General features: G+C 42.0%; 16 protein-coding genes. 8 read left to right on the top strand and 8 right to left on the bottom strand.

The genetic code is table 11. The features are described 5' to 3' along the window. Positions 1-24: 24 nt before the first annotated feature. Positions 25-1182 (bottom strand): NAD(P) transhydrogenase subunit alpha, encoded by a 1158-nt coding sequence (locus tag EPB74_RS09705; protein ID WP_274904000.1) that lies wholly within the window; start codon positions 1180-1182, stop codon positions 25-27. A gap of 476 nt (positions 1183-1658) precedes the next feature. On the opposite strand from EPB74_RS09705, the gene yaaA reads away from it, so the two are divergent. Further along, on the top strand, positions 1659-2459 hold the full coding sequence (gene yaaA / locus EPB74_RS09710; RefSeq protein WP_274904001.1) for a peroxide stress protein YaaA: 801 nt from the start codon (positions 1659-1661) through the stop codon (positions 2457-2459). Positions 2460-2662: 203 nt separating this feature from the next. Here the strand turns inward: yaaA and groL are convergent, their stop codons facing one another. Continuing rightward, positions 2663-4309: a chaperonin GroEL gene (gene groL / locus EPB74_RS09715; RefSeq protein ID WP_201546392.1), complete on the bottom strand. Its 1647-nt coding sequence runs from the start codon at positions 4307-4309 to the stop codon at positions 2663-2665. 110 nt (positions 4310-4419) lie between these two features. Further along, the gene (locus tag EPB74_RS09720; RefSeq protein WP_025652227.1) at positions 4420-4713 is read right to left on the bottom strand and encodes a co-chaperone GroES; all 294 of its coding nucleotides are present in this window, start codon (positions 4711-4713) and stop codon (positions 4420-4422) included. 556 nt (positions 4714-5269) lie between these two features. On the opposite strand from EPB74_RS09720, the gene EPB74_RS09725 reads away from it, so the two are divergent. Further along, positions 5270-6040: a DUF3108 domain-containing protein gene (locus EPB74_RS09725; protein WP_274904002.1), complete on the top strand. Its 771-nt coding sequence runs from the start codon at positions 5270-5272 to the stop codon at positions 6038-6040. A gap of 103 nt (positions 6041-6143) precedes the next feature. On the opposite strand, the gene EPB74_RS09730 is transcribed toward EPB74_RS09725, so the two are convergent. Continuing rightward, positions 6144-6617, bottom strand: a complete 474-nt coding sequence (locus EPB74_RS09730) for a hypothetical protein (protein WP_274904003.1) — start codon at positions 6615-6617, stop codon at positions 6144-6146. A 33-nt stretch (positions 6618-6650) separates the two neighbouring features. Then, on the bottom strand, positions 6651-7265 hold the full coding sequence (gene wrbA / locus EPB74_RS09735; RefSeq protein ID WP_274904004.1) for an NAD(P)H:quinone oxidoreductase: 615 nt from the start codon (positions 7263-7265) through the stop codon (positions 6651-6653). Between the two features lie 332 nt (positions 7266-7597). On the opposite strand from wrbA, the gene EPB74_RS09740 reads away from it, so the two are divergent. The 4 genes from EPB74_RS09740 (at position 7598) to EPB74_RS09755 (ending at position 15521) form a co-directional block, all read left to right on the top strand. Next, positions 7598-9151 (top strand): YihY family inner membrane protein, encoded by a 1554-nt coding sequence (locus EPB74_RS09740; protein ID WP_274904005.1) that lies wholly within the window; start codon positions 7598-7600, stop codon positions 9149-9151. A gap of 164 nt (positions 9152-9315) precedes the next feature. After that, positions 9316-12132, top strand: a complete 2817-nt coding sequence (locus EPB74_RS09745; protein WP_274904006.1) for a M66 family metalloprotease — start codon at positions 9316-9318, stop codon at positions 12130-12132. Positions 12133-12454: 322 nt separating this feature from the next. Beyond that, positions 12455-14092: a DUF2254 domain-containing protein gene (locus tag EPB74_RS09750; protein WP_274904007.1), complete on the top strand. Its 1638-nt coding sequence runs from the start codon at positions 12455-12457 to the stop codon at positions 14090-14092. 151 nt (positions 14093-14243) lie between these two features. Beyond that, the gene (locus EPB74_RS09755; protein WP_274904008.1) at positions 14244-15521 is read left to right on the top strand and encodes a cation:proton antiporter; all 1278 of its coding nucleotides are present in this window, start codon (positions 14244-14246) and stop codon (positions 15519-15521) included. 167 nt (positions 15522-15688) lie between these two features. On the opposite strand, the gene EPB74_RS09760 is transcribed toward EPB74_RS09755, so the two are convergent. The 3 genes from EPB74_RS09760 to EPB74_RS09770 are packed head-to-tail and all read right to left on the bottom strand — an operon-like array spanning position 15689 to position 18530. Continuing rightward, positions 15689-16192 carry a DUF2127 domain-containing protein gene (locus EPB74_RS09760; protein WP_274904009.1) on the bottom strand — a complete coding sequence of 168 codons (504 nt, stop codon included), beginning with the start codon at positions 16190-16192 and terminating at the stop codon, positions 15689-15691. Further along, a complete protein-coding gene (locus EPB74_RS09765) occupies positions 16185-17396 on the bottom strand; it encodes a dihydroorotase (protein WP_446740039.1) in 1212 nt (403 codons plus the stop codon). Before EPB74_RS09765 ends, EPB74_RS09760 begins: the two co-directional genes overlap by 8 nt. A 60-nt stretch (positions 17397-17456) precedes the next feature. Continuing rightward, positions 17457-18530 carry an aspartate carbamoyltransferase catalytic subunit gene (locus EPB74_RS09770; protein ID WP_079691025.1) on the bottom strand — a complete coding sequence of 358 codons (1074 nt, stop codon included), beginning with the start codon at positions 18528-18530 and terminating at the stop codon, positions 17457-17459. Between the two features lie 403 nt (positions 18531-18933). Here EPB74_RS09770 and EPB74_RS09775 point away from each other — a divergent pair, with 403 nt between their 5' ends. Both EPB74_RS09775 and EPB74_RS09780 read left to right on the top strand, forming a co-directional pair. Further along, complete coding sequence (locus EPB74_RS09775; protein WP_274904010.1) at positions 18934-19917, top strand: class 1 fructose-bisphosphatase; 984 nt, start codon at positions 18934-18936, stop codon at positions 19915-19917. 101 nt (positions 19918-20018) lie between these two features. Further along, a complete protein-coding gene (locus EPB74_RS09780) occupies positions 20019-20813 on the top strand; it encodes a TrmH family RNA methyltransferase (RefSeq protein ID WP_274904011.1) in 795 nt (264 codons plus the stop codon). Positions 20814-20888: the final 75 nt, after the last annotated feature.

Below are 20888 nucleotides of genomic sequence, written 5' to 3' on the forward strand. Positions count from 1 at the left end.
GACTTGAGACTTGGGAATTGAGATTTAGCGCTTAGCAAGACGCACTTGATTCGCATGTGTCACGGCTAATGCCCCTTGAATCTCATCTTCCATGTCTAAGTTGAGTGCCAGTGTGTTTGCTGCAGCGGCGTCTGTCGCAGCAGGAGCAATTAAGGTAGTAATAAAATTGACCAGGTTATTGGCATATAAATCTGAGGACTGCGCGGCTAGCATAGATGGGATATTTGCTGCACCAACGATACGCACGCCATTAGCAGTGGTAACGGTTTCATCAGGGACACTGCCTTCAACGTTGCCGCCGGTGCCAGCAGCCATATCAATCAGCACCGAACCTGCTTTCATTTTGGCAAGGGTTGCTTGATGGACTAAGCGCGGTGCGTTACGACCAGGAATTTGTGCGGTGGTGATGACGATATCTGCATTGCTTAAGGCTTTATCCACCACTGCGGCTTGGTCTTTGACATATTGCTCTGATGGCGTCCAGGCATAGCCGCCTGTGGATTTAGCGGTCTCAGCCTCCTCTGCACTCATTGGTACATCAAGCCACTTACCACCTAATGACTCTACTTGCTCACGAGCGGTCGGACGTAAATCGCTTGCTTCAACGACTGCGCCTAAGCGCTTAGCCGTGGCAATCGCTTGTAGACCTGCAACCCCAACGCCCAATATAACCACTTTGGCAGGCTTAACGGTTCCCGCTGAGGTCATAAACATAGGAAACGGACGCGAGTATTCATTGGCAGCCAGCAATACGGCTTTATAACCAGCAAGGTTGGCTTGCGATGACAAGACGTCCATATTCTGCGCACGCGATAAGGTGCGTGGCAACAGCTCCATGGCAAAGGCAGTAGCCCCTTTGGCAGCATAAGTGTCCAGTTGGGTATTGCGATACGGGTCGAGCATGCCAACGACGATTTGACCAGACGTTAAGTGGTCGGTTACCGCTGGTGGCAAGTCGTTAACGGTGGTAATAATTTGAGACTGGCTGACGACGTCAATGCTACTGTTGGCAATGTCAGCTCCAGCCGCTTGATACAATTCATCAGCATAATAAGATGCTTGACCTGCACCTGACTGAATAATGACTTCAAACCCAAGTTTGCGTAATTTCTTTACTGCGTCTGGGGTTAGCGCGACCCGACTCTCGCTTGCGCTATCTGCACTAATGACACCGATCTTCATACCGTCTCCTTACGTCTAATGATTACTCTTAATACCCTCAACGCACATTTAAAAAGCACAGGGGACAAAAAAACCTTTGGTCGCTGTTGGTTTAGAACTTAAGACCAAAGATTATCAATTTAATAAATGATAGCTGCTTTGCCATCATGCCGTTTTATTATAGAGATATCATCCGTTAACTTTCATTGTCTAATGATGACCCACAAGTAAAATAAAAAGTTAGGCATTTACACCACTTGCATAACTTTTATTGTTATATTAAAAAGTTTTATTTTTCCGTATAAGCCTCAAAGTCAGTCAGCCATTAGCGTACAGAGGCAACTATGATTGTTTCGATGTTTGACATATGTCTATGATAATGCTTAAAAATACAAAACAGCTACGAGTAAGTCAAGTTAAACCTGTAGGTATCGTATAATAAGAAAGCTTGACACGTTAATGGAGTGTTTATCACTTCACTATAATAAGGAATAATCATGTATTTTTTACTCTCTCCCGCCAAATCTTTAAACGAGACAAATGCTATACCAGTAAATTTAGGCAATTACTATAGTCAACCTGAACTGATTGAACACTCACAAACGCTGATGAAAACATTAAAATCTAAAGAGCCGATTGATTTACAGGAGCTTATGAGCATCTCTGACGATTTGGCACAGCTGAACGCTAAACGCAATCAAGACTGGACTTGGAGTGCTAACGAACCCTTTACAGACGATAATGCTAAGCCTGCAGGCTATTTGTTCGACGGTGATGTTTATACGGGTCTTGATATGTATCAGATGGATAAAGACACGGCTATTTATGTTAATGAACATTTGGGTATTTTGTCAGGTTTATATGGCGTCCTAAAGCCGCTCGATTTGATCCAACCGTATCGACTAGAGATGGGCACCAAACTCAAAAACGAGCGCGGTGATAATTTATATGAATTTTGGGGTGAAGAAGTGACTAATACTATCAATGCACGCATGGCAGATAGTAATGACAAAGTATTGATTAACCTAGCCTCAAATGAATACTTTAAGTCTGTGAAGAAAAAAGCACTAGACGCGGAAATTATCACACCAAGATTTGAAGATGAAAAGAATGGTCAATATAAAGTGATTAGCTTTTATGCCAAAAAAGCACGAGGGCTGATGGTCAAATATTCCGCTAATAATAAACTGACCAATGCGGAGCAGCTAAAACAGTTTGATTTGGCGGGATATTATTATTGTGAAGATGCGTCTGATGATAAGACATGGGTATTTAGACGGGATGCTGCGAGTCAGTAACATTAAACACTTTATTGAACACTAAAAAACCCCGATAAGCTTAGCCTATCGGGGTTTTATTTAAACTAGGTTTAAGAGGTACGTTATGACAAATTCATAATTCTAGCGAAAAGCGATTTGTCGAGGAAGACGTGCGAAAATAGTACTTATCGTACATTAAGCACGTCTGACAAAGAGAAATCGCTTTGTAGCAGAAGTATAAATTACATCATGCCGCCCATTCCACCCATACCGCCCATTCCACCGCCGCCCATGCCAGACATACCATCATCACCTTGTGGTAAATCAGTAATCATGACTTCGGTCGTTAGCATTAAGCCTGCAACAGATGCCGCATTCTCCAGTGCTGAACGTGCAACTTTTGCTGGATCAAGGATACCCATCTCTAGCATGTCGCCGTATTCGCCAGAAGCTGCGTTGTAACCGTAGTTACCAGTACCACTTTTCACTTCGTTCACTACCACTGAAGCTTCTTCGCCTGAGTTGGTAACGATTTGACGTAATGGTGCTTCCATTGCGCGACGTAAGATATTGATACCAGCATTTTGGTCGTCGTTATCACCACGTAGCTCAGACAATGCATTCATCGCACGAACTAGGGCAACGCCACCGCCAGGAACAACGCCTTCTTCAACCGCTGCACGAGTGGCATGTAATGCATCATCAACGCGATCTTTCTTTTCTTTCATTTCAGTTTCAGTCGCAGCGCCAACTTTGATAACGGCAACGCCGCCAGCCAGTTTCGCCATACGCTCTTGAAGCTTTTCTTTATCGTAATCAGACGTTGATTCTTCAACTTGACGTTTGATAGATTCAACACGGTTTTCGATATCAGCAGAGTTACCAGCACCATCAACGATAACGGTGTTTTCTTTACCGATAGTGACTTTTTTAGCCGTACCCAATTGCTCAAGGGTCGCAGTCTCAAGACTCAGACCAATCTCTTCAGAGATAACGGTACCGCCAGTTAAGGTTGCGATATCTTCTAGCATTGCTTTACGACGATCACCAAAACCTGGTGCTTTTACCGCACAAGTTTTTAAGCCGCCACGCATGTTGTTCACAACTAAGGTAGCCAATGCTTCGTTTTCAACGTCTTCAGCAATGATTAGCAATGGCTTGCTTTGTTGCATCACTTGCTCAAGTAGTGGCACGATTTCACGGATATTGCTGATTTTTTTATCAACTAGCAAAATATATGGGTTTTCAAACTCAGCAGTTAAGCTGTCTTGTTTATTAGCAAAGTACGGGCTGATATAACCACGGTCAAACTGCATACCTTCCACAACTTCTAAGGTATCTTCAAAGCTTGAACCTTCTTCAACCGTGATAACGCCTTGCTTACCGACTTTTTCCATCGCTTCAGCAATCAATTCACCAATTTTGGTGTCTGAGTTAGCAGAGATAGAGCCAACTTGAGCAATCGCTTTTGAATCGTCAGCTGGGGTTGATAGCAAATGGATTTGCTCAACAGCCGCGCGAACCGCTTTATCGATACCGCGCTTTAGATCCATTGGGTTCATGCCAGCGGCAACTGACTTCATGCCTTCTTGCAAGATTGATTGAGCCAATACGGTCGCCGTCGTCGTACCATCACCAGCAACATCGTTGGTACGGCTAGCAACTTCACGAACCAATTGAGCGCCCATGTTTTCAAATTTGTTTTCAAGCTCGATTTCTTTAGCAACTGAAACACCATCTTTAGTGATGGTAGGCGCGCCAAATGATTTATCGATAACCACGTTACGACCTTTAGGACCTAAGGTTACGCGTACTGCGTTTGCTAGAACGTTTACGCCGTCCATCATTTGTTTACGGGCATCAATGCCGAATTTTACGTCTTTTGCCATGTTAAATTACTCCACTATTATAAGTATGAGAATGCAGTTGAATGAATTGATATGGTATTGTGAAAAACAATTGTTAAAAATGTGCTGAGTATAAAAATACTCAAAAAGGTCTAGCCTTCTAGCACACCCAATACATCAGATTCTTTCATAATAAGTAGTTCTTCACCGTCAACTTTCACGGTTTGACCCGCATATTGACCGAACAAGACTTTGTCGCCAGCTTTTACATCTAATGCGCGAGTCTCACCATTGTCACGAATCTGACCGTTACCAGTTGCTAGCACTTCACCTTGTGAAGGCTTTTCTTGAGCAGAACCAGGAAGTAAGATACCACCAGCCGTTTTTGTTTCTTCTTCTATGCGGCGGACAACAATACGATCATGTAAAGGACGAATATTCATCAATATGTCTCCAATAAGTTGGTTAATTAAATTAAGAATTTATTTGGTTTGATTGTCTCAATACCTCTATCTGCAAATGTCATTTTTCAAAAACAGCATAATAAGGATAAGCGTTGAGCTTGTTTCAAAAAGTGGGGGCATGGACAGTGGGCTTCAAGTGTAAAGCCCAAAAATTTACAAGAATTTTTTAATTAATGCAGCGTTTATCGATAAGTAATAGCGAATCGCTAAAGCGCTCTGAAATAAAAGCATTAATATAAAGCCGTGGATTACCATAAAAGCATTAAATGATTACGATATTTAGTAGAATCAAGCGTTGTTTTATTCGCCTATTCTTACTAGGTTTACAGCAAGTTACTCATAGTCCTAGCAGCAGCTATCATAGTAACATCGGCTACAAGAGCCAAACGTCAGCATGTATCTCTACTCTTGAAAATGTAACAGAGTATGACCATTATAGGCATTGTGAATCCAATAATAGTTAGCAGTAATATCGAATCACCCTGATTATAGAATCGACTTATTAAGCTATCTGATATCAATCTATTAAGGAATATCCATGAGTTTTTCATCTATGAATAAAAAACTATTAATAACCAATTATAATGACAAAAAAAATGCTAAGTCTAAATTTTTAACCATGTTGACCACTGGAGCCAGCATAGCGGCTATCGGAGCTTTGAGTATGACCGCACCTACCCTTGCTAGCGCAAAGAATATTCAGCCTTCAAGCGCCAACTATAGCTTTACCGTCGAAGACAAATATAAAGGTACTGCCACGCGTACATTGAACAAATCAGGCAATACTTGGAAATATGATGTCAATGCACGGGTCGCTGGTGTGGCAAGTGCTGCACAACACAGTACCTTCACTGTTAACGGTAACGCGGTTATTCCAACCCAAGCCAGTACTACTTATAAACTACTGGGTATCGGTCGTACGCACAAATTAGACTTTAACCCAAGTAGCAAAAAAGTCGTGAGTAACTATAGAGGCAAGTCGACAACCATGACGATGGCTCAACAAGCCTTTGATGACTTAAGTCTTGAGGTGCAAATTCGTCAAGACTTATTAAATGGTAAATTCTCTGGCAATTACTACATGGCAAAACACGATAAGATAGAAAAAACACCGTTTAAAAAATCTGGTAATACCAAGATAACAGTTCCAGCGGGTACCTTTGATACGGTACGTGTCGACCGTATCCATGATGACAATAGTCGCTCGACCAGCTTTTGGTTGGCACCAAGCTTAGATTACTTACCCGTAAAAGTAAGCCAAATTAACGACGGTAAAAAGATGGACTTAGAATTAACGAAGGTTAATTAATAAAAACATTTCTAAAAAATAATATCACCACAAAAAATCGGCGCTCCAAATAGAGCGCCGATTTTTTGTGGTTAAACTGATAAAAATGGAATTAATCGAGCAGCTAGCGCGGTTGCTTGACGACATTATTCATCGAAGGCAGGCGCTTTAATAAAATAAATAGCCAGACGTTAATCGCAAATAATAATACAAAATCAATGAAATAGACGGCGATTTCTGCCCAGCTACTACCGTAAGCACGTGTAAATAATACGACCCCACTTGCCCCTAAATATACTAAAGTAAACATACTGTCTATCAGTAACGCATAGGGTGAACGTCCGCGTAGTATCGACGGTGTTAAGATAAATGCCGGTACCAGCCATAGCGCTTGCCATGCGATACCGCCGACAATGTCAGGGCTACTGATATTAAAGACATTGATCAAAATAGGCAAAGCAAGCAATCTAAAGGTTAGCCAAACCAGCCAAGTCACCAGCAAGCGCTGACGGATGGGCGTAATAGGCTTACTAGGTTTAATAGTTTTGCCGGTATTTACAGCTAGTGTTTGATTGGAACGATCAGAAGTATTTGGCATTAGAGAGCTATGTTTCCTTGTCAATAAAACCGCTTAGCGCCAGTTTGCTTGTGCTAAAGCTTTGGCACTAATCGCTAAACGGCGCCCTTGAGCAATAGCCAGTTCACGTTCATCAGCGGACACAGGCTGATCATGTGACGCACCGCTGACATGACTTGCCCCATAAGGCGAGCCACCACGATGGGTACGATTTAATGCTGGCTCTGCATAAGGCACACCCACAATCAGCATGCCATGATGCAGCAATGGCATCATCATGGTCAGCAACGTCGTCTCCTGCCCGCCATGCATTGAACCAGTTGCAGTAAATACCGCTGCTGGTTTATTTTGTAGATTACCAGCGAGCCATAGCGTGACGGTATTATCCCAAAAATACTTCATAGGCGCGGCCATATTACCAAAGTGCGTTGGACTACCAAGCGCAAGACCCATGCAATCTTTTAGATCTTCCATGGTGCAATACAGATCACCTTCATCTGGTATCGCAGGCTTACTCGATGTGGTCTCAGGCGCTACTGTCGGTACCGTGCGAATGCGCGCGGTCATGCCCGCCTCTTCAATACCCTGGGCGATAGCATATGCTAATGTCTTAGTCGTACCGTAATTTGAATAATAGAGCACCAAAACATAAGAGGCGGTCTGACTCATTAGCAAAACTTCCTTATAAATCGTTAACAGTAATATAGCGAATCGTAATTATTATAAAATGATTGGCATGATGAATAGATGTGTACATTATGCCCGAGTCATTCACTGACATGCAAACAAACCCTCACACTCGGCGTAGTCACTCATTAAATCTATTAGGCGATATAACTGCTTTGTCTAACATTTTCATCAGCGACATTATGATAATTAAACCTCAAAGATAATTAAACCTCAAAACGCTATTATGCATTTTGACACAATTAACCCGCAGATTCAGACAGGCCGTTTTTGTTACACTATTCGCACTCTATTATTTCTGCTAAATGGTCGTTATGGAAAACTTACTAAAAAAAATACCCTTTTTACATCAACGTTGGTTTCAGTTCCTACGCTTTTTAACTCGGCACTTTTTTGAAGACAACTGCCAGCAAAAAGCCGCATCATTGACCTATACGACCTTATTGTCGATTGTGCCTATCTTAACGGTGCTATTGATGATTTTGTCTTCAGTACCGGCCTTATCTTCTGTCAGAGCACAGATTTACGAAGTCATATACAGTAACTTGCTGCCACAATCGAGCTTGCAGGTCAGTAAATATATCAATAACTTCGCTGAAAAATCATCAAACCTAACCATCATTGGGGCGATGGTATTGTTTTTTACGACCATTATGACCTTGACCACTATTGAGCGCGCTTTTAACCAAATCTGGCGGGTAGAAAATCGCTCTGGTGGCATGAAAAGCATGCTGCGCTACTGGACAATCGTCACGCTGGGACCGCTAGTATTGGGTACGGCATTTATCGCCTCTAGTGCCGTACAAAGCCTGAGCCTCTTAAATCGTCAAATTGCTGGCTATGGTATCGATTGGTCGTTTTGGGTGCAGATAGTATCAGTTGGAGTAACGATCGCTGGTTTTATTAGTATGTATTGGTTTATCCCAAAAGCACGTGTACCTGTAAAAAATGCCGCAATTGCTGGTATTTTTGTGGCGATTGTCTTCGAGCTGATGAAGCATCTTTTTGGTACAGTGATGGCGAACTTTACCAGCTATGAAGCCATTTATGGCGCATTTGCTGCATTGCCAATTTTCTTATTGTGGATATATCTGTCATGGAATCTAATTCTATTAGGGGTTGAGATTAGCTATACCTTGACTATTTTTGAGACGGAAGAAGTCTACCCACGCCATCCACTCCTAAGTTTGCTCGATATGTTAAATTTAGTTTATACCCATCATTTAAAAGGTGAAGCCGTTAGCGAACAAGCGCTGCGTAATGTATTGGGGCGTAAAGAGCTACCAAAGTGGTATACCTATATCAATTATCTACAAGACAGTAATTTAATCACCATGACAGAAGAGGATGATTATGTGCTCAAAAAAGATTTGAGTAAAATGACGTTATGGGATTTTTATCGTACGCTACCTTATCCATTACCCATTAAAGATGAGCTTGACGAGATGAGTCCCGAGGACCAAAAACCTTGGCTAAGCCTATTGGTAAATCGTTTTGAAAATACGGAAGCTTATGCCCGAGAACAATTGGATGTGCCGCTAAATGCTATCTTTGCCCACAGTGAGCCGCGCAAAAAATCTGCTAATGATGAAGACGAAAATTCTAAAAACAATAAAGCCAAACTCTTTAGGAAATCTAGCACTGCTACCTCTAGTCGCTTATCTCAAGAAGATTCAGATATTAACAATGAGATACCACGCTTTGACCCTGTCGCTTATGATAAGGACAGCGACATAGAATGTGATGAGCGTAACAATGAAATTATCATTCCTAAAGATACTATTAGTGATAAAGCTCGTGCAGATGCCAGTAAAACGGGCAATAGAGGCGATATTATTACTGAAGCAGACAATCCGACATCTAATTGAATGCTATAAGAGTAAGAATGAATAAGGTTTTTTAATTAACTTATAATTGAAAATTTCTAGGACAACCACTAAAGAAAACTTATTGTTATATAAAAAACAAATGTCGTACATAATACCAACATAACTGTTATATTGCCCCTCATTATATTAATGAGGGGCTTTAAATGAAAACAACAATAAAATTTCCCGTAAAAGCATTAAGTATCGGTATCATCGCTATTCTGCTTGCAGCTTGTGGTGAAGGTGATGGAAGCACTACACCAGCAGTAACGCCGCCGGTAACAAGTATTCCTTCAACACCAATTGGGCCAAGTACACAACTCAAATACCCAGAGCCAAAGAAAGACATCACTGATGCCTATTTATTAGGGTTTTTTGACCACTCTGGCAGAGCAGGAGCGATTCGAGATATCCGTCCAGACTTAGTCGGCACTTTCCAAGCCATGATTCAGTTTGGCCAGAATCATACTGTTGATCCGCAGGGCAATGAAGCAAAAAACATGCCGCGCCTAACCGCAGAAAAAGAAGCACTTTTATTGGTAACGCCTACTCTTGAGATGGGTGACATTGATAAGCTTGTGGCAGAGATTTATAAGGATGGGGCTTTATTACGGAGCGTCAGTCTAGCCGAACCAACTCAAATCCCAGCCACTGATCAGACCAATACTGACAAACGTCCTCGCGTCTCTTACAGTAATCGCGCATGGTCGACCAAACTCAAATGGAATGAGGTAGAAGGTGGTCTTAAAATCCGCATTGTGGATGAGAAGAAGCGTAGCGGTGATTTATTAGAAGATAAAATAGACTTTGCTGCACCTGGCGAGCTGGTATTAACCAATATCCGTTTAGGTATGTTGACTGCTCCGCCTCAATCTTGGGGTCACTACATGTTACGTGACCCAGAAAGAGCCGGTTCAGACTACTTCCAAACCATTCCAGCGGCACAAATGACCGTTGCTGTATATGATGACATGAAGCTTGATCGAGTGATGGTGGGCAATGGCACCATTTATGATTCGGTGAGTAGCTCAGACGGTGGCATGTATAATGGTGATATGCGTGAAAATACCGCAAAAGCAACCTTTGGTGTCGGCATAAACTTAGCCAATTGGGGTGTGACTAGCGCATCGCTACACAGCCAAGAGCAACCACAGCTGACTCAAAACGTCAATGCGCACCATGCCCGCGGTAAATATGCCAATGGCGAACATAACCACGGCTTAAGTGGTGGTAATGGCATGCTGACCATTATCGATTCGGTCAGGAATGAGTTTAGTCATGAAATCGGCCATCATTATGGCTTAGGTCATTACCCTGGTGCATCGGGCGGCGATTATTTCTGGGCCGAGCATCATGCCGACAGCGGCTGGGGCTATAATGGTTTTAGAAACAAAATGCGCGGTAACTTAGACTGGCCACGACAAGTCGAAGGTGATGGACTCAGTGGCAAACCTCTTTTCTTAGCTACTTATGGCTATGGTCGTGATGCAATGTCTGGCGGCTCACAGAGTGGCGCTTATTCAGACTATACCCATTATACTGGTTATAGTACCAAGATAAAAATACAGCCAGCATTTGATCGGGCGGTATTTGACGCTGATTCACCGACTGGCTATAAGAAATGGAATGCTGAACTCAGAAAGATGGAAGTGTTCCAGCCTAAAGTACCGAGATCTGGTAATGTTTGGTATAACAGTGCCGATGGTAATTACTTAAAAGCACGCTTACAAGGTGTGCCGGTTTTCACCATCCTAGGCGGTTATGATCCTGTCGAGCAAAAAGGCATTATCTATCCTGAGGCACGCGGTAACTGGGGTAATGTCTTTAATTTACCGACACCAAATAACTCGCTAGAAGTAGCAAGCTGCTGGTTGACCGTCACTTATAGTAATAGTACGGTTAATAATATTGCCTTGTCCCCTAATCGGATGAATGGCAACGCCAATAAATTCCATGTCAATTTAGCGATTACTGAAGATCCGAAAAAAGTGGGTTTGTACTGTAAAAAGGCCAATGAAGCGCAAATACAGCTCTCATCGATTGATATTCGTCAATATGACGATACCATCAAACCAGCGGTTACCTTTGGTAAAGAACATGGCTATACGGCACTAAGAAAGGTAGAGTTACCGGGCTTAGAACAGCAACTCATTGCTCAAGCAGAAAATCCGACGGTTATTTTAAATACCAATGGCAAATTATTATATGATTCTTATAAAGAGTATCGTGATGAGCTCAGCCCTCAAGCATTGGAAACATTAGAGCGTTATGAGCAGCAACAAGAAACCATGTACCGCTTAAACCGTTGGGTCAATGTCTATCGTACTGATTTAATTAAGAAAGATCCTGAAGCACTCAGCGAATTTCAGCAGTTTGTGAAATGGTTAGAGCTACAAGATGACAAACCTTTAGGAAATGTTGCTACTATACGTAACGGCAACAACTGTCTAAAAGTTGAAAAACTAGAAAATGGTAAGTTAAATAGCTTTATTAGCGGACCAAGTGGCTGTACTGGTGATGACTCTGAACAGTGGGTTTACGATCTTAAGGGTAAAATCCATAGTAAAATGGCATTGGATCAGTGTTTGACGGAACAAGGTTCTTGGGTTAATTTGGGCGCTTGTAGCTTGGACTCACCAGCGCAAGTTTGGGAGATGAACGGTACCGACCAAATCAAACAAGGCAACAAATGCTTTGATTTACGAACTGGTCATTTAGTAGATAACCGCGGAAGCTTGATTATTTACAACTGTAACGGCGGTTGGAACCAGAAGTGGACAACGCTGACCAAAAACCCAAGCTTTATCTTAGCGACAGCTGGTAACAATCTACCGTTAATCGTAGATAGTCTGCAAAAACAACCAGTAACGACGGATAATATACAAACGTGGTCAGTAAGTATGGACCGTACAGAAGAGCCGTCAGTGCTAGCAAAAGTAAGCGCCGCGATAAGTACTTGGATTGACAATTTGGTCAGTTAATAGATAACGCGGAAGCTTGACGGCTTACGATGGTAATAGTGGCAGTAATCAGAAATGAACGGTGTTAACTCAGAATTCGAGTTTGATACTATTATTTACTATTAGAGCTTTCCATCATTAAAATCCTCCATTATTAAAAATTTTATTATGCTAAAAACAAGCTCCTATTAATAGGGGCTTATTTTTTTATTAAATTTTTGATAGCGTAACTCTATATGATAAGGTAATTTACTTTTAAGCGCTTTTGTTGTGCCAAGAGTATTATTATTTTTCTGATTGGCATCGAAGTAAGACAGTAGTATGAATTTTGGAGCTGACAACATTGAGTAAAGACCCCAAAACCAGCTTGCTTAAACAAATTCTAACGGCAATTAAGCACAGACTTAGGCAGTTCCTACAGCTATGGTCACTACAAAATCTAACCAATTTACCTGAGCGCCTAAAAAACTTATGGCAGCAATTGCTTGGCTCTTATTGGTTTATTCCAACAGCTTGTGTGCTGGTAGGCATCTTACTTGCGCCCATACTCGTTACCATTGATGAACATTTTGATCGTGAAACAGTCAGAGAGATCAGCTTTGCATTTACTGGCGACGATCAGGCCGCACGCGCGATTATGACCGCGATTGCAGGCGCAGTACTTGGTGTCGCAGGAACGACCTTTTCAATTACTATTGCCGTCTTATCGATGGCCTCATCGCAGTTTGGTCCACGGCTGCTACGTAACTTTCTGACCGATACGCCAAATCAGTTCGTACTGGGCGCATTTATTGGTACCTTTAGTTACAGCTTATTGGTTTTAAAATCTATTCATAAATATGATGTGGCTTTTGGTGTACCGCAATTATCGGTAACCTTTGCTATTATCATGGCCATCATTTGTGCCTTATTATTGGTTTATTTTGTCCAGCATATGGTACATGCTATACAGGCATCGCATGTCATTCACGGTGCCAGTAATGAGGCGCTTAGAAATATTCATTACTGGTACAAGGACAGCTGTGAGATTCAGCATCAACGTGATGTGACGCATCACGATGTTGAGCACTTCCAATCTTGGACAGCGACCGCTATCATCGCGCCAAGCTCAGGCTATCTACAGCAAATTTATATAGAGTCGCTGATCACTTTGGCGCAAGACTATGGCGGTGTAGTACAGCTACATACCAGCTTAGGTCAATTTGTTACCGATAAGAATGTCATCGGTCATTTTTATCAGTGTCCTGTCGATCAGGATAGTCACCTACAAAAAACCAAAACCTCTGGCTTAGCTATTATTCCACGCGCGCCAGATGGGCTATTTTGGCAGCGACTCAATACTTGTATCCATCTTGAACGCCAGTCTGTGCACTCTAATGATATCGCTTATAGTTTAGGGCAAATCACTGAAGTCGCAGTGCGGGCGTTATCTCCTGGTATAAATGATCCAAAAACGGCGGTCAATTGTGTCCAATCATTGACCACGTGCTTGAGTGTCATGTTGCAACGTCAGCCTCCAAGCCCTTATCATTTTTACACACCGCCTCACGACCAGAATGACAGCGATAGAGATAACCAAGAGAAATCTGACATTCTAGTCAATCAGCAGCGAGTAGCAATATTGGCTGTGGTTACTAAAAATCCTACGATAGCTGCCTTTATCGATACCTCTCTTGGTGAGATACGGCGTTATGCGACGGCTGATTTAATGGTATTAAAGGCATTATGTCAGGCTATGACCGATCTTAATTACGCTTGCGTGAATAACGCTCAGCAGCAAGCGCTATTACATGAGCTCACACTGATTGAACGCGCAGGAGAAGAAAACCTGAGTTATGAAGAGTTAATAACAGATCTCAAAGCAATGTCTTATGAAGCGAGACAATTTATTCATAGTAATAATGCTAAGCATCAACATTTTGAATATATTAGTCAGTTTGATGCGCAAATTAATAAAACACTACAGAGGCAATCAAGATAAAATTTTATTATTTATAGGAATTTTTTGTTATTCATATCAATATTAATCGTAGACAACATAAAAACCAGACAAACAACAAAACTAACATTTTGTCTAACCCTTACAGATTTTAGGGTTAGAATCATTTTTATATTCATCTGAGACTTTTTTTATGGCATCTGCAACCAGTCTGACTATACTTGAAATCAGTGCTATCTTTTTATCTATCACCGCCCTACTGACTTATGTGAATCATCGCTTTATTGGTTTACCGACGACTATCGGTGTCATGGTCATCTCTATATTATTATCTATTGGGGCGATATTTTTAGGCTTTTTAGGCTTTGATCAGCTAATTGATTATGAGATCAGCTTATTAAACCAGCTTGATTTTACCGAAGTACTACTCGATGGCATGCTTTCGATGTTGCTATTTGCCGGTGCCTTACATGTCAATATTGGTGACTTAAAGCGTTATAAGCTACCCATTGGTATCCTTGCTTGTTTGGGCACTGTCATATCAGCAGTGCTTATTGCCACCGCCATTTATTTTATGCTACCGCTTTTAGGGTTCGGTCTGCCATTTATTTGGTGTTTATTATTTGGTGCATTGATATCACCGACCGACCCCATTGCCGTGATGGGCATTTTGGCATCAGCAGGCGCACCCAAAAGTATTGAAACCGTTATCGCTGGTGAGTCGTTATTTAATGATGGTATTGGCGTCGTTATTTTTGTGATACTACTCGGGATTTTATCTAGCGGTGATATTCCAACTGTCAATTATGTGGCGCATACACTGGCAGTTGAAGCTGGTGGCGGTATTATCTTTGGCTTGGTACTTGGGGCAGTCTTATATTACATGCTCAAAAGTATCGATAGCTATCAAGAAGAAGTGTTATTAACACTTGCAGGCGTGATAGGTGGCTATGCACTTGCCAGCCATTGGCATCTATCAGGACCTTTGGCAATGGTGATGATGGGGCTGATGGTCGGTAATCGCGGGCGAGAATTAGCGATGAGTGATAAGACGCGTCACTATATTGATCTATTTTGGGAATTAATTGATGAAATTTTAAACGCGATTTTGTTTGTCTTAATTGGTTTAGAAGTAGTGATAATTGCCTATTCTGGTAATTTATTTATTGCCGCAGGCTTGACTATTATCATCGCCCTACTTGCTCGGCTGATCGTGGTAGGCATGACCACTAGAACTTTTAGACACCAACTTAATCTACCAGTAGGCGCTTGGAAAGTATTAACATGGGGTGGTCTGCGCGGTGGTATATCCGTCGCGTTAGTACTACAGCTGCCTACAGGAACTGAGCGCGATGTTTTACTAGCATTAACTTACGCTGTGGTGGTGTTCTCTATCTTAATTCAAGGTTTGAGTGTCGGCAAAGTAGCCAAAACTATTTCTCCTGTTAATAAAAAAGCATTAGACGTTTAAAGAAACGATAATATTGTATTTTAATTCGAAAAATACACAGTGATTTCAACTAATAAAAAGCCAGCATTAAAGATAATCTCTTTATGCTGGCTTTTATTATTATCGTCAAAGCAATCTTATTTAGTAAAAATTCATTATTTAGTAAAAACTCTTATCGAAAAGCAATGTTATATCAAGCCTTTGCGTTTCATATTACGATAAACCACAATAACAATAATAATATTAAGAACTAAAATACCCAATTTAAACCAGTCGAATGGACTGACAATTAGGTAATAAAGCTCAATGGGAATAAATACTCCATAACCAACTACGCCAAACCAATATGCCCAAGTCTTATCTTGCCATAGCCCATACGCTTCAATAAAGCGCAGACTGGCATAAGCAAATATTATTAATAGAAACACTGTCCAGTTTTTACTGGCCTGCTGTGCAATCTGTACCGCGCTATCAACTTGTGGGGCGAGCAATTGACCAAAATACTGTCGCCAAGAGTGGGTGGCCGTTGACAACCATTGCTCCATATCTTTATGCCACTGCCATAATGCAATAGCCCCTAATAGCGCACCGATACCTTTAACAACCTCATAGATCGCAACGGCTTTAATAGATTCGCTAGACTCGCTCTTTTTATGTCGCTGATTATCGTCCTGACCAGACAAGTTAACCAAAGAAAGTCTCCACAACGCGCCCTTGCAGCTGCTGATTAAAGAAAGGGGTATTTTTACCACTAGATTGCATCGTTTCCGCGGTCACTTGCCACTCTAAATTAGGGTCGACCAACACAGCGCCACCGATATTTTCATATTGCTCGCTAATACCGGCGATTTTTGCAGGATTAAGACAGATTTTATCGACCAATTGCTCTAATGTCAGTACCTCATCACGAACTAACTGACAAGCTAGCGCCATAAAAGTATCAAAGTTTGAGATACCTGGTGTACTTTCTTCAAACGGTGCTTTTTTAGCCGTACTGTTCAATGGCTCATGATGACTACAAATCGCATCAATGGTGCCGTCTTTTAATCCGCGAAGTAGCGCTTTTTGATCAGTATTACTACGCAATGGCGGCAATACATAGGCCATAGAATTAAAGCCTTCTAAATTATCATCGGTTAAATACAGCTGATGCATGGCCACATCACAAGTCACTGGCAGTTTTTTATTTTTTGCCCAGCGCATCAGCTCGATTGAAGACTTGCACGATAACTGACTAAAGTGAGCAGCAATACCGGTTTCTTCCACCATTAATAACTGGGTAGATAAAGCGACCGTTTCAGCAATCCATGGAATACCTTGCAGCCCATGATAGGAGGCGATGTAGCCTTCGTGCGCAACCCCATCTCCAGACAAACTGGGCTCATCAGGATAAAAGAATACTTTCATGCCAAAAGTCGCGGCATACTCGAGTGTACGTAGTAGTACCAAATCATTGCGAAAAGGTCGGCGAGCATTAGAGACGGCAATACAGCCACCTTTTTTTAATCCAGCGATGTTAGATGGACGTTCGCCCTCTAACCCAGCGGTCAAGGCACCTAAAATATGTAAGTAAATGCCGCCATCATCAAGCGCACGCTCACGTAAACCTTTTAATAGTGAGCCGTTTTCTAAGATAGGATTGGTATCAGGTGGAATGACCACATGCAAAAAACCATTGGCGCGGGCAGCTCGCCCTTCTGATTCCAACGTGCCATGTTGTTGTTGTCCTGGCTCACGTAAGCGGGCGCACAAATCAACCAATGGTGGCAGCAACCACATTTCACGCCCTGTTCCTAGGCTAGCTAGCTTATCGGTCACTGCGCTTGGCAATGCATCTTGAAAAGTTTGCGGAAGGTGGTCAAGTATGGTTGCATCAGTGTTTATCATAGTGGACATGAGCGTTATTACCGTATCAATAAAATGAAATAAATAAGAATAAAAAAACGTGGTCAGATATTATTTACTAGCTGCTTGATGAGCGCGTTGACCTTCCATTGCCAATGCCAATACCGCCATACGAATAGCAATACCATTATTAACCTGCTTCAAAATCACAGATTGCACGCCATCAGCAACGCTTGAGGCAATCTCAACACCGCGGTTCATTGGTCCTGGGTGCATGACTAGCGCATCAGGCTTGGCCAGTGCTAACCGCTCTGGGGTAATACCATAATGCTTATAATACTCACTCGATGATGCCAATAGCGGCGAGCCGATCCGCTCGTTTTGTATTCTTAATCCCATAATGACATCACAGTCGGTCACGCATTCATTCATATTTTCATAAACTTGCACCCCAAAACGCTCAATCCCTTTTGGCAATAAGGTACGAGGCGCGCAGACACGGATATCTTTAACACCTAAAGTTTGCAGCGCACTGATATCAGAGCGTGCGACCCGAGAATGCTTAATATCACCAACGATAGCGACCGACAGCTCTTCAAAGGGGCGCGGCGCCTCACGGTGAATGGTCAACATATCGAGCATACCTTGCGTCGGATGGGCGTGCCAGCCATCACCGCCATTAATAATAGCAATATCTGGTGTCACTTCTGTGGCCATAAAATGGGCAGCACCTGATGCTGAATGCCGTACCACAAAGATATCTGCCGTCATCGCTTGCAAATTCCACAGCGTATCGCGCAAGCTTTCACCTTTTTTGGTGCTAGAGCGCTCAATATCGATATTCAGTACATTGGCACCCAAACGCTTTTCTGCTACCTCAAAAGTGGTGCGTGTACGAGTTGACGGCTCAAAAAACAAATTCATTACCGTATAGCCTTCAAGCTCAGGACGGTTAATCAGTTGCCCATTATCATCAAAAAACGTCTCAGCTTTTGCAATAATTGCCTGCAACTGTGCTTTATTAAGACCCTCTACACCCAAAAAATGACGAATACTACCATCGCTATTAAGCTGCGGACGACTTAACGAGGTATTAAGCTTATGATGAATGGTGTCAGAATCAAATTTTGCAGACTCAGTCGCTGCAATAGGAGGTAGTGAATTACTATCGATAGAATTTGACATAATGGTAAGTCTTTATTTTGAGTTTATATGAGTCTATATTAATCATTTATTCATTTTTGTTCGAGCATTTATAGCTGATATGCACAGATACAAGGACATTTTGACGCTTATTTGCTACAATTTACCGTAATGACACCAGCCCTATAAAATAGACTTAGCCATCTGCTAAGCAATATAAATAAAGCTGTAATAACCACGATCGAAAATAAGCTTACCAAAAACATCAACAAACAATAATACATATAGTGTAGCTGATTTTATGGTCAGGACAAAGATGCCGTACAGGCTATTTAATAATTTGCCAGATTTAGGGGTATTAAATACTAACTCCCACATTTCTTAAGCACTCACTTGCTCTTTAACTTTGAATCCCATTTATCAATACCATTTATTAGGAAGCATTATGACGACCCTAGCAAACTATTTAAACACTCATGCCACCAATCTTGCCCTCAATGACGTCATTACTACCGTTACTGACGTTGGTAAGACTATTTCACAGCTACTTAGAAAAGGTGCTTTAGCAGATATCTTAGGTGAAGCTGGCAATCAAAACGTCCAAGGTGAGGATCAAAAAAAATTAGACGTACTGGCCAATGATTTATTGTTAGACGCTTTGGCAAAAAATGCATATTGTGCGGGTGTTGCTTCCGAAGAGCTAGATGATGCTACTCCTGCCAATGCTGATGGCAGTTTATTGGTGCTATTTGATCCCCTTGATGGCTCATCAAATATCGATATCAATATGGCAGTTGGCACTATTTTTTCCATTCTACCGTATCAGCGCCAAGGTCAAGTCAGTGAAAATAGTGATTTCTTACAAGCTGGTAATCAGCAGCTAGCAGCAGGTTACTTATTATACGGCACCTCTACCGTCCTAGCATTGACCATCACAGATAGTGTCGTCATGTTTAGCCTAGACCCAGACACGAATGAGTATGTACTGATACAAGAAAACATCCAAATCGATGCTGATACCAGCGAATATGCCATCAACGCGTCAAATTACCGCTACTGGCGCGCGCCGATGCAACAGTATATCGATGAGCTCATCGCTGGCGAAACAGGTGTACGTGCTCGCGATTTTAATATGCGCTGGGTTGCAGCAATGGTTGGTGACGTGCATCGCATCTTATGTCGCGGTGGTCTCTTCACTTATCCATTTGATACGAAGTATGCTAATAAAGCAGGTAAATTGCGCTTAATGTATGAAGCCAATCCGATGAGCCTTTTGATTGAACGTGCTGGTGGCGCTGCAACTGATGCGGTTAATCGCATTTTAGATATAGAGCCAACCGATATCCATCAGCGTATCCCTGTGGTACTTGGTAGCAAAAATGAAGTCGATTATATTAAAGAGCTACATTTAAATTATGCTGATAAATAAGTCAGCTAAGCACACTTTGAGGACGAGCCGTATAGAGTCAAATAAATAACAGCTTTATACGAATCGTTCACATACTCTACATTTTTTCTAAGCGATTCACTATGGTAGCAAATCCCACTGAGCTTATTACCTCAGATAAGAATACGACGGTCAAGCTAGTAAAGGGCTTGTTGACACAAGCTCGTCAACGCAAAAAACAAGGTCAAACAGTCATTGAGGGCGTCCACCTCATCGATGCTGCCCTGCGTAGTGACTATCCATTTGTGCAAATATTGCTAGCTGAATCAGCGCATCACCATCCTGAAGTTCAGCAAGTTTTAACTCGTCTGCCAACCTATACGCCGATTTTAATTTTGTCAGATTCAGTGTATGAGAGTATGCGTAGTTTAGGTACCGGCATTGATATCATGGCTATTATTAAGGTACCAGCGCCTAGCTTATCAACGATTAATGATGATTGCCTGATTCTTAATGATGTACAAGACAGTGGTAATGTCGGCACCCTGCTACGTACCGCAGCAGCTGTTGGTATCAATACCATACTCTGTACTAGTGCTACCGCTCAAGCTTGGTCGCCAAAGACATTGCGAGCAGGCATGGGCGCACAGTTTGCGCTGACTATTTATGAAGATTTAAGTGTGCAAGATATTTTAGACCATGTACAAACGCCGCTGTTTGCAACCAGCTCACATACTGATACAGTCATTTATCAACATGACCTAAAGAAACCAATTGCTTGGATTATGGGACATGAAGGTCAAGGTGTTTGTGATGAGCTGATGCAATGCGCTACACCTATCGCCCTACCACAGCCTAATGGACAAGAAAGCCTCAATGTAGCGATTGCAGGCTCGCTATGCTTATATGAGACTTTACGTCAAAGAAATTATACCTAATGTTATTTAACTGAATCAAAAATACGCTTTTTAAGTTAAATATAAAAAAACCCGCTATTATTCATAGCGGGTTTT

Source organism: Psychrobacter sp. DAB_AL62B (genome assembly GCF_028895345.1).
Taxonomy (GTDB): Bacteria; Pseudomonadota; Gammaproteobacteria; order Pseudomonadales; family Moraxellaceae; genus Psychrobacter.

What these genes read in the sequence shown, in the direction of transcription:
- EPB74_RS09730 (WP_274904003.1), bottom strand. Translation starts at nt 6,617, where the DNA reads ATGCCAAATACTTCTGATCGTTCCAATCAAACACTAGCTGTAAATACC.
- wrbA (WP_274904004.1), bottom strand. Translation starts at nt 7,265, where the DNA reads ATGAGTCAGACCGCCTCTTATGTTTTGGTGCTCTATTATTCAAATTAC.
- EPB74_RS09740 (WP_274904005.1), top strand. Translation starts at nt 7,598, where the DNA reads ATGGAAAACTTACTAAAAAAAATACCCTTTTTACATCAACGTTGGTTT.
- EPB74_RS09745 (WP_274904006.1), top strand. Translation starts at nt 9,316, where the DNA reads ATGAAAACAACAATAAAATTTCCCGTAAAAGCATTAAGTATCGGTATC.
- EPB74_RS09705 (WP_274904000.1), bottom strand. Translation starts at nt 1,182, where the DNA reads ATGAAGATCGGTGTCATTAGTGCAGATAGCGCAAGCGAGAGTCGGGTC.
- EPB74_RS09770 (WP_079691025.1), bottom strand. Translation starts at nt 18,530, where the DNA reads ATGTCAAATTCTATCGATAGTAATTCACTACCTCCTATTGCAGCGACT.
- EPB74_RS09775 (WP_274904010.1), top strand. Translation starts at nt 18,934, where the DNA reads ATGACGACCCTAGCAAACTATTTAAACACTCATGCCACCAATCTTGCC.
- EPB74_RS09765 (WP_446740039.1), bottom strand. Translation starts at nt 17,396, where the DNA reads ATGTCCACTATGATAAACACTGATGCAACCATACTTGACCACCTTCCG.
- EPB74_RS09755 (WP_274904008.1), top strand. Translation starts at nt 14,244, where the DNA reads ATGGCATCTGCAACCAGTCTGACTATACTTGAAATCAGTGCTATCTTT.
- EPB74_RS09780 (WP_274904011.1), top strand. Translation starts at nt 20,019, where the DNA reads ATGGTAGCAAATCCCACTGAGCTTATTACCTCAGATAAGAATACGACG.
- EPB74_RS09725 (WP_274904002.1), top strand. Translation starts at nt 5,270, where the DNA reads ATGAGTTTTTCATCTATGAATAAAAAACTATTAATAACCAATTATAAT.
- groL (WP_201546392.1), bottom strand. Translation starts at nt 4,309, where the DNA reads ATGGCAAAAGACGTAAAATTCGGCATTGATGCCCGTAAACAAATGATG.
- yaaA (WP_274904001.1), top strand. Translation starts at nt 1,659, where the DNA reads ATGTATTTTTTACTCTCTCCCGCCAAATCTTTAAACGAGACAAATGCT.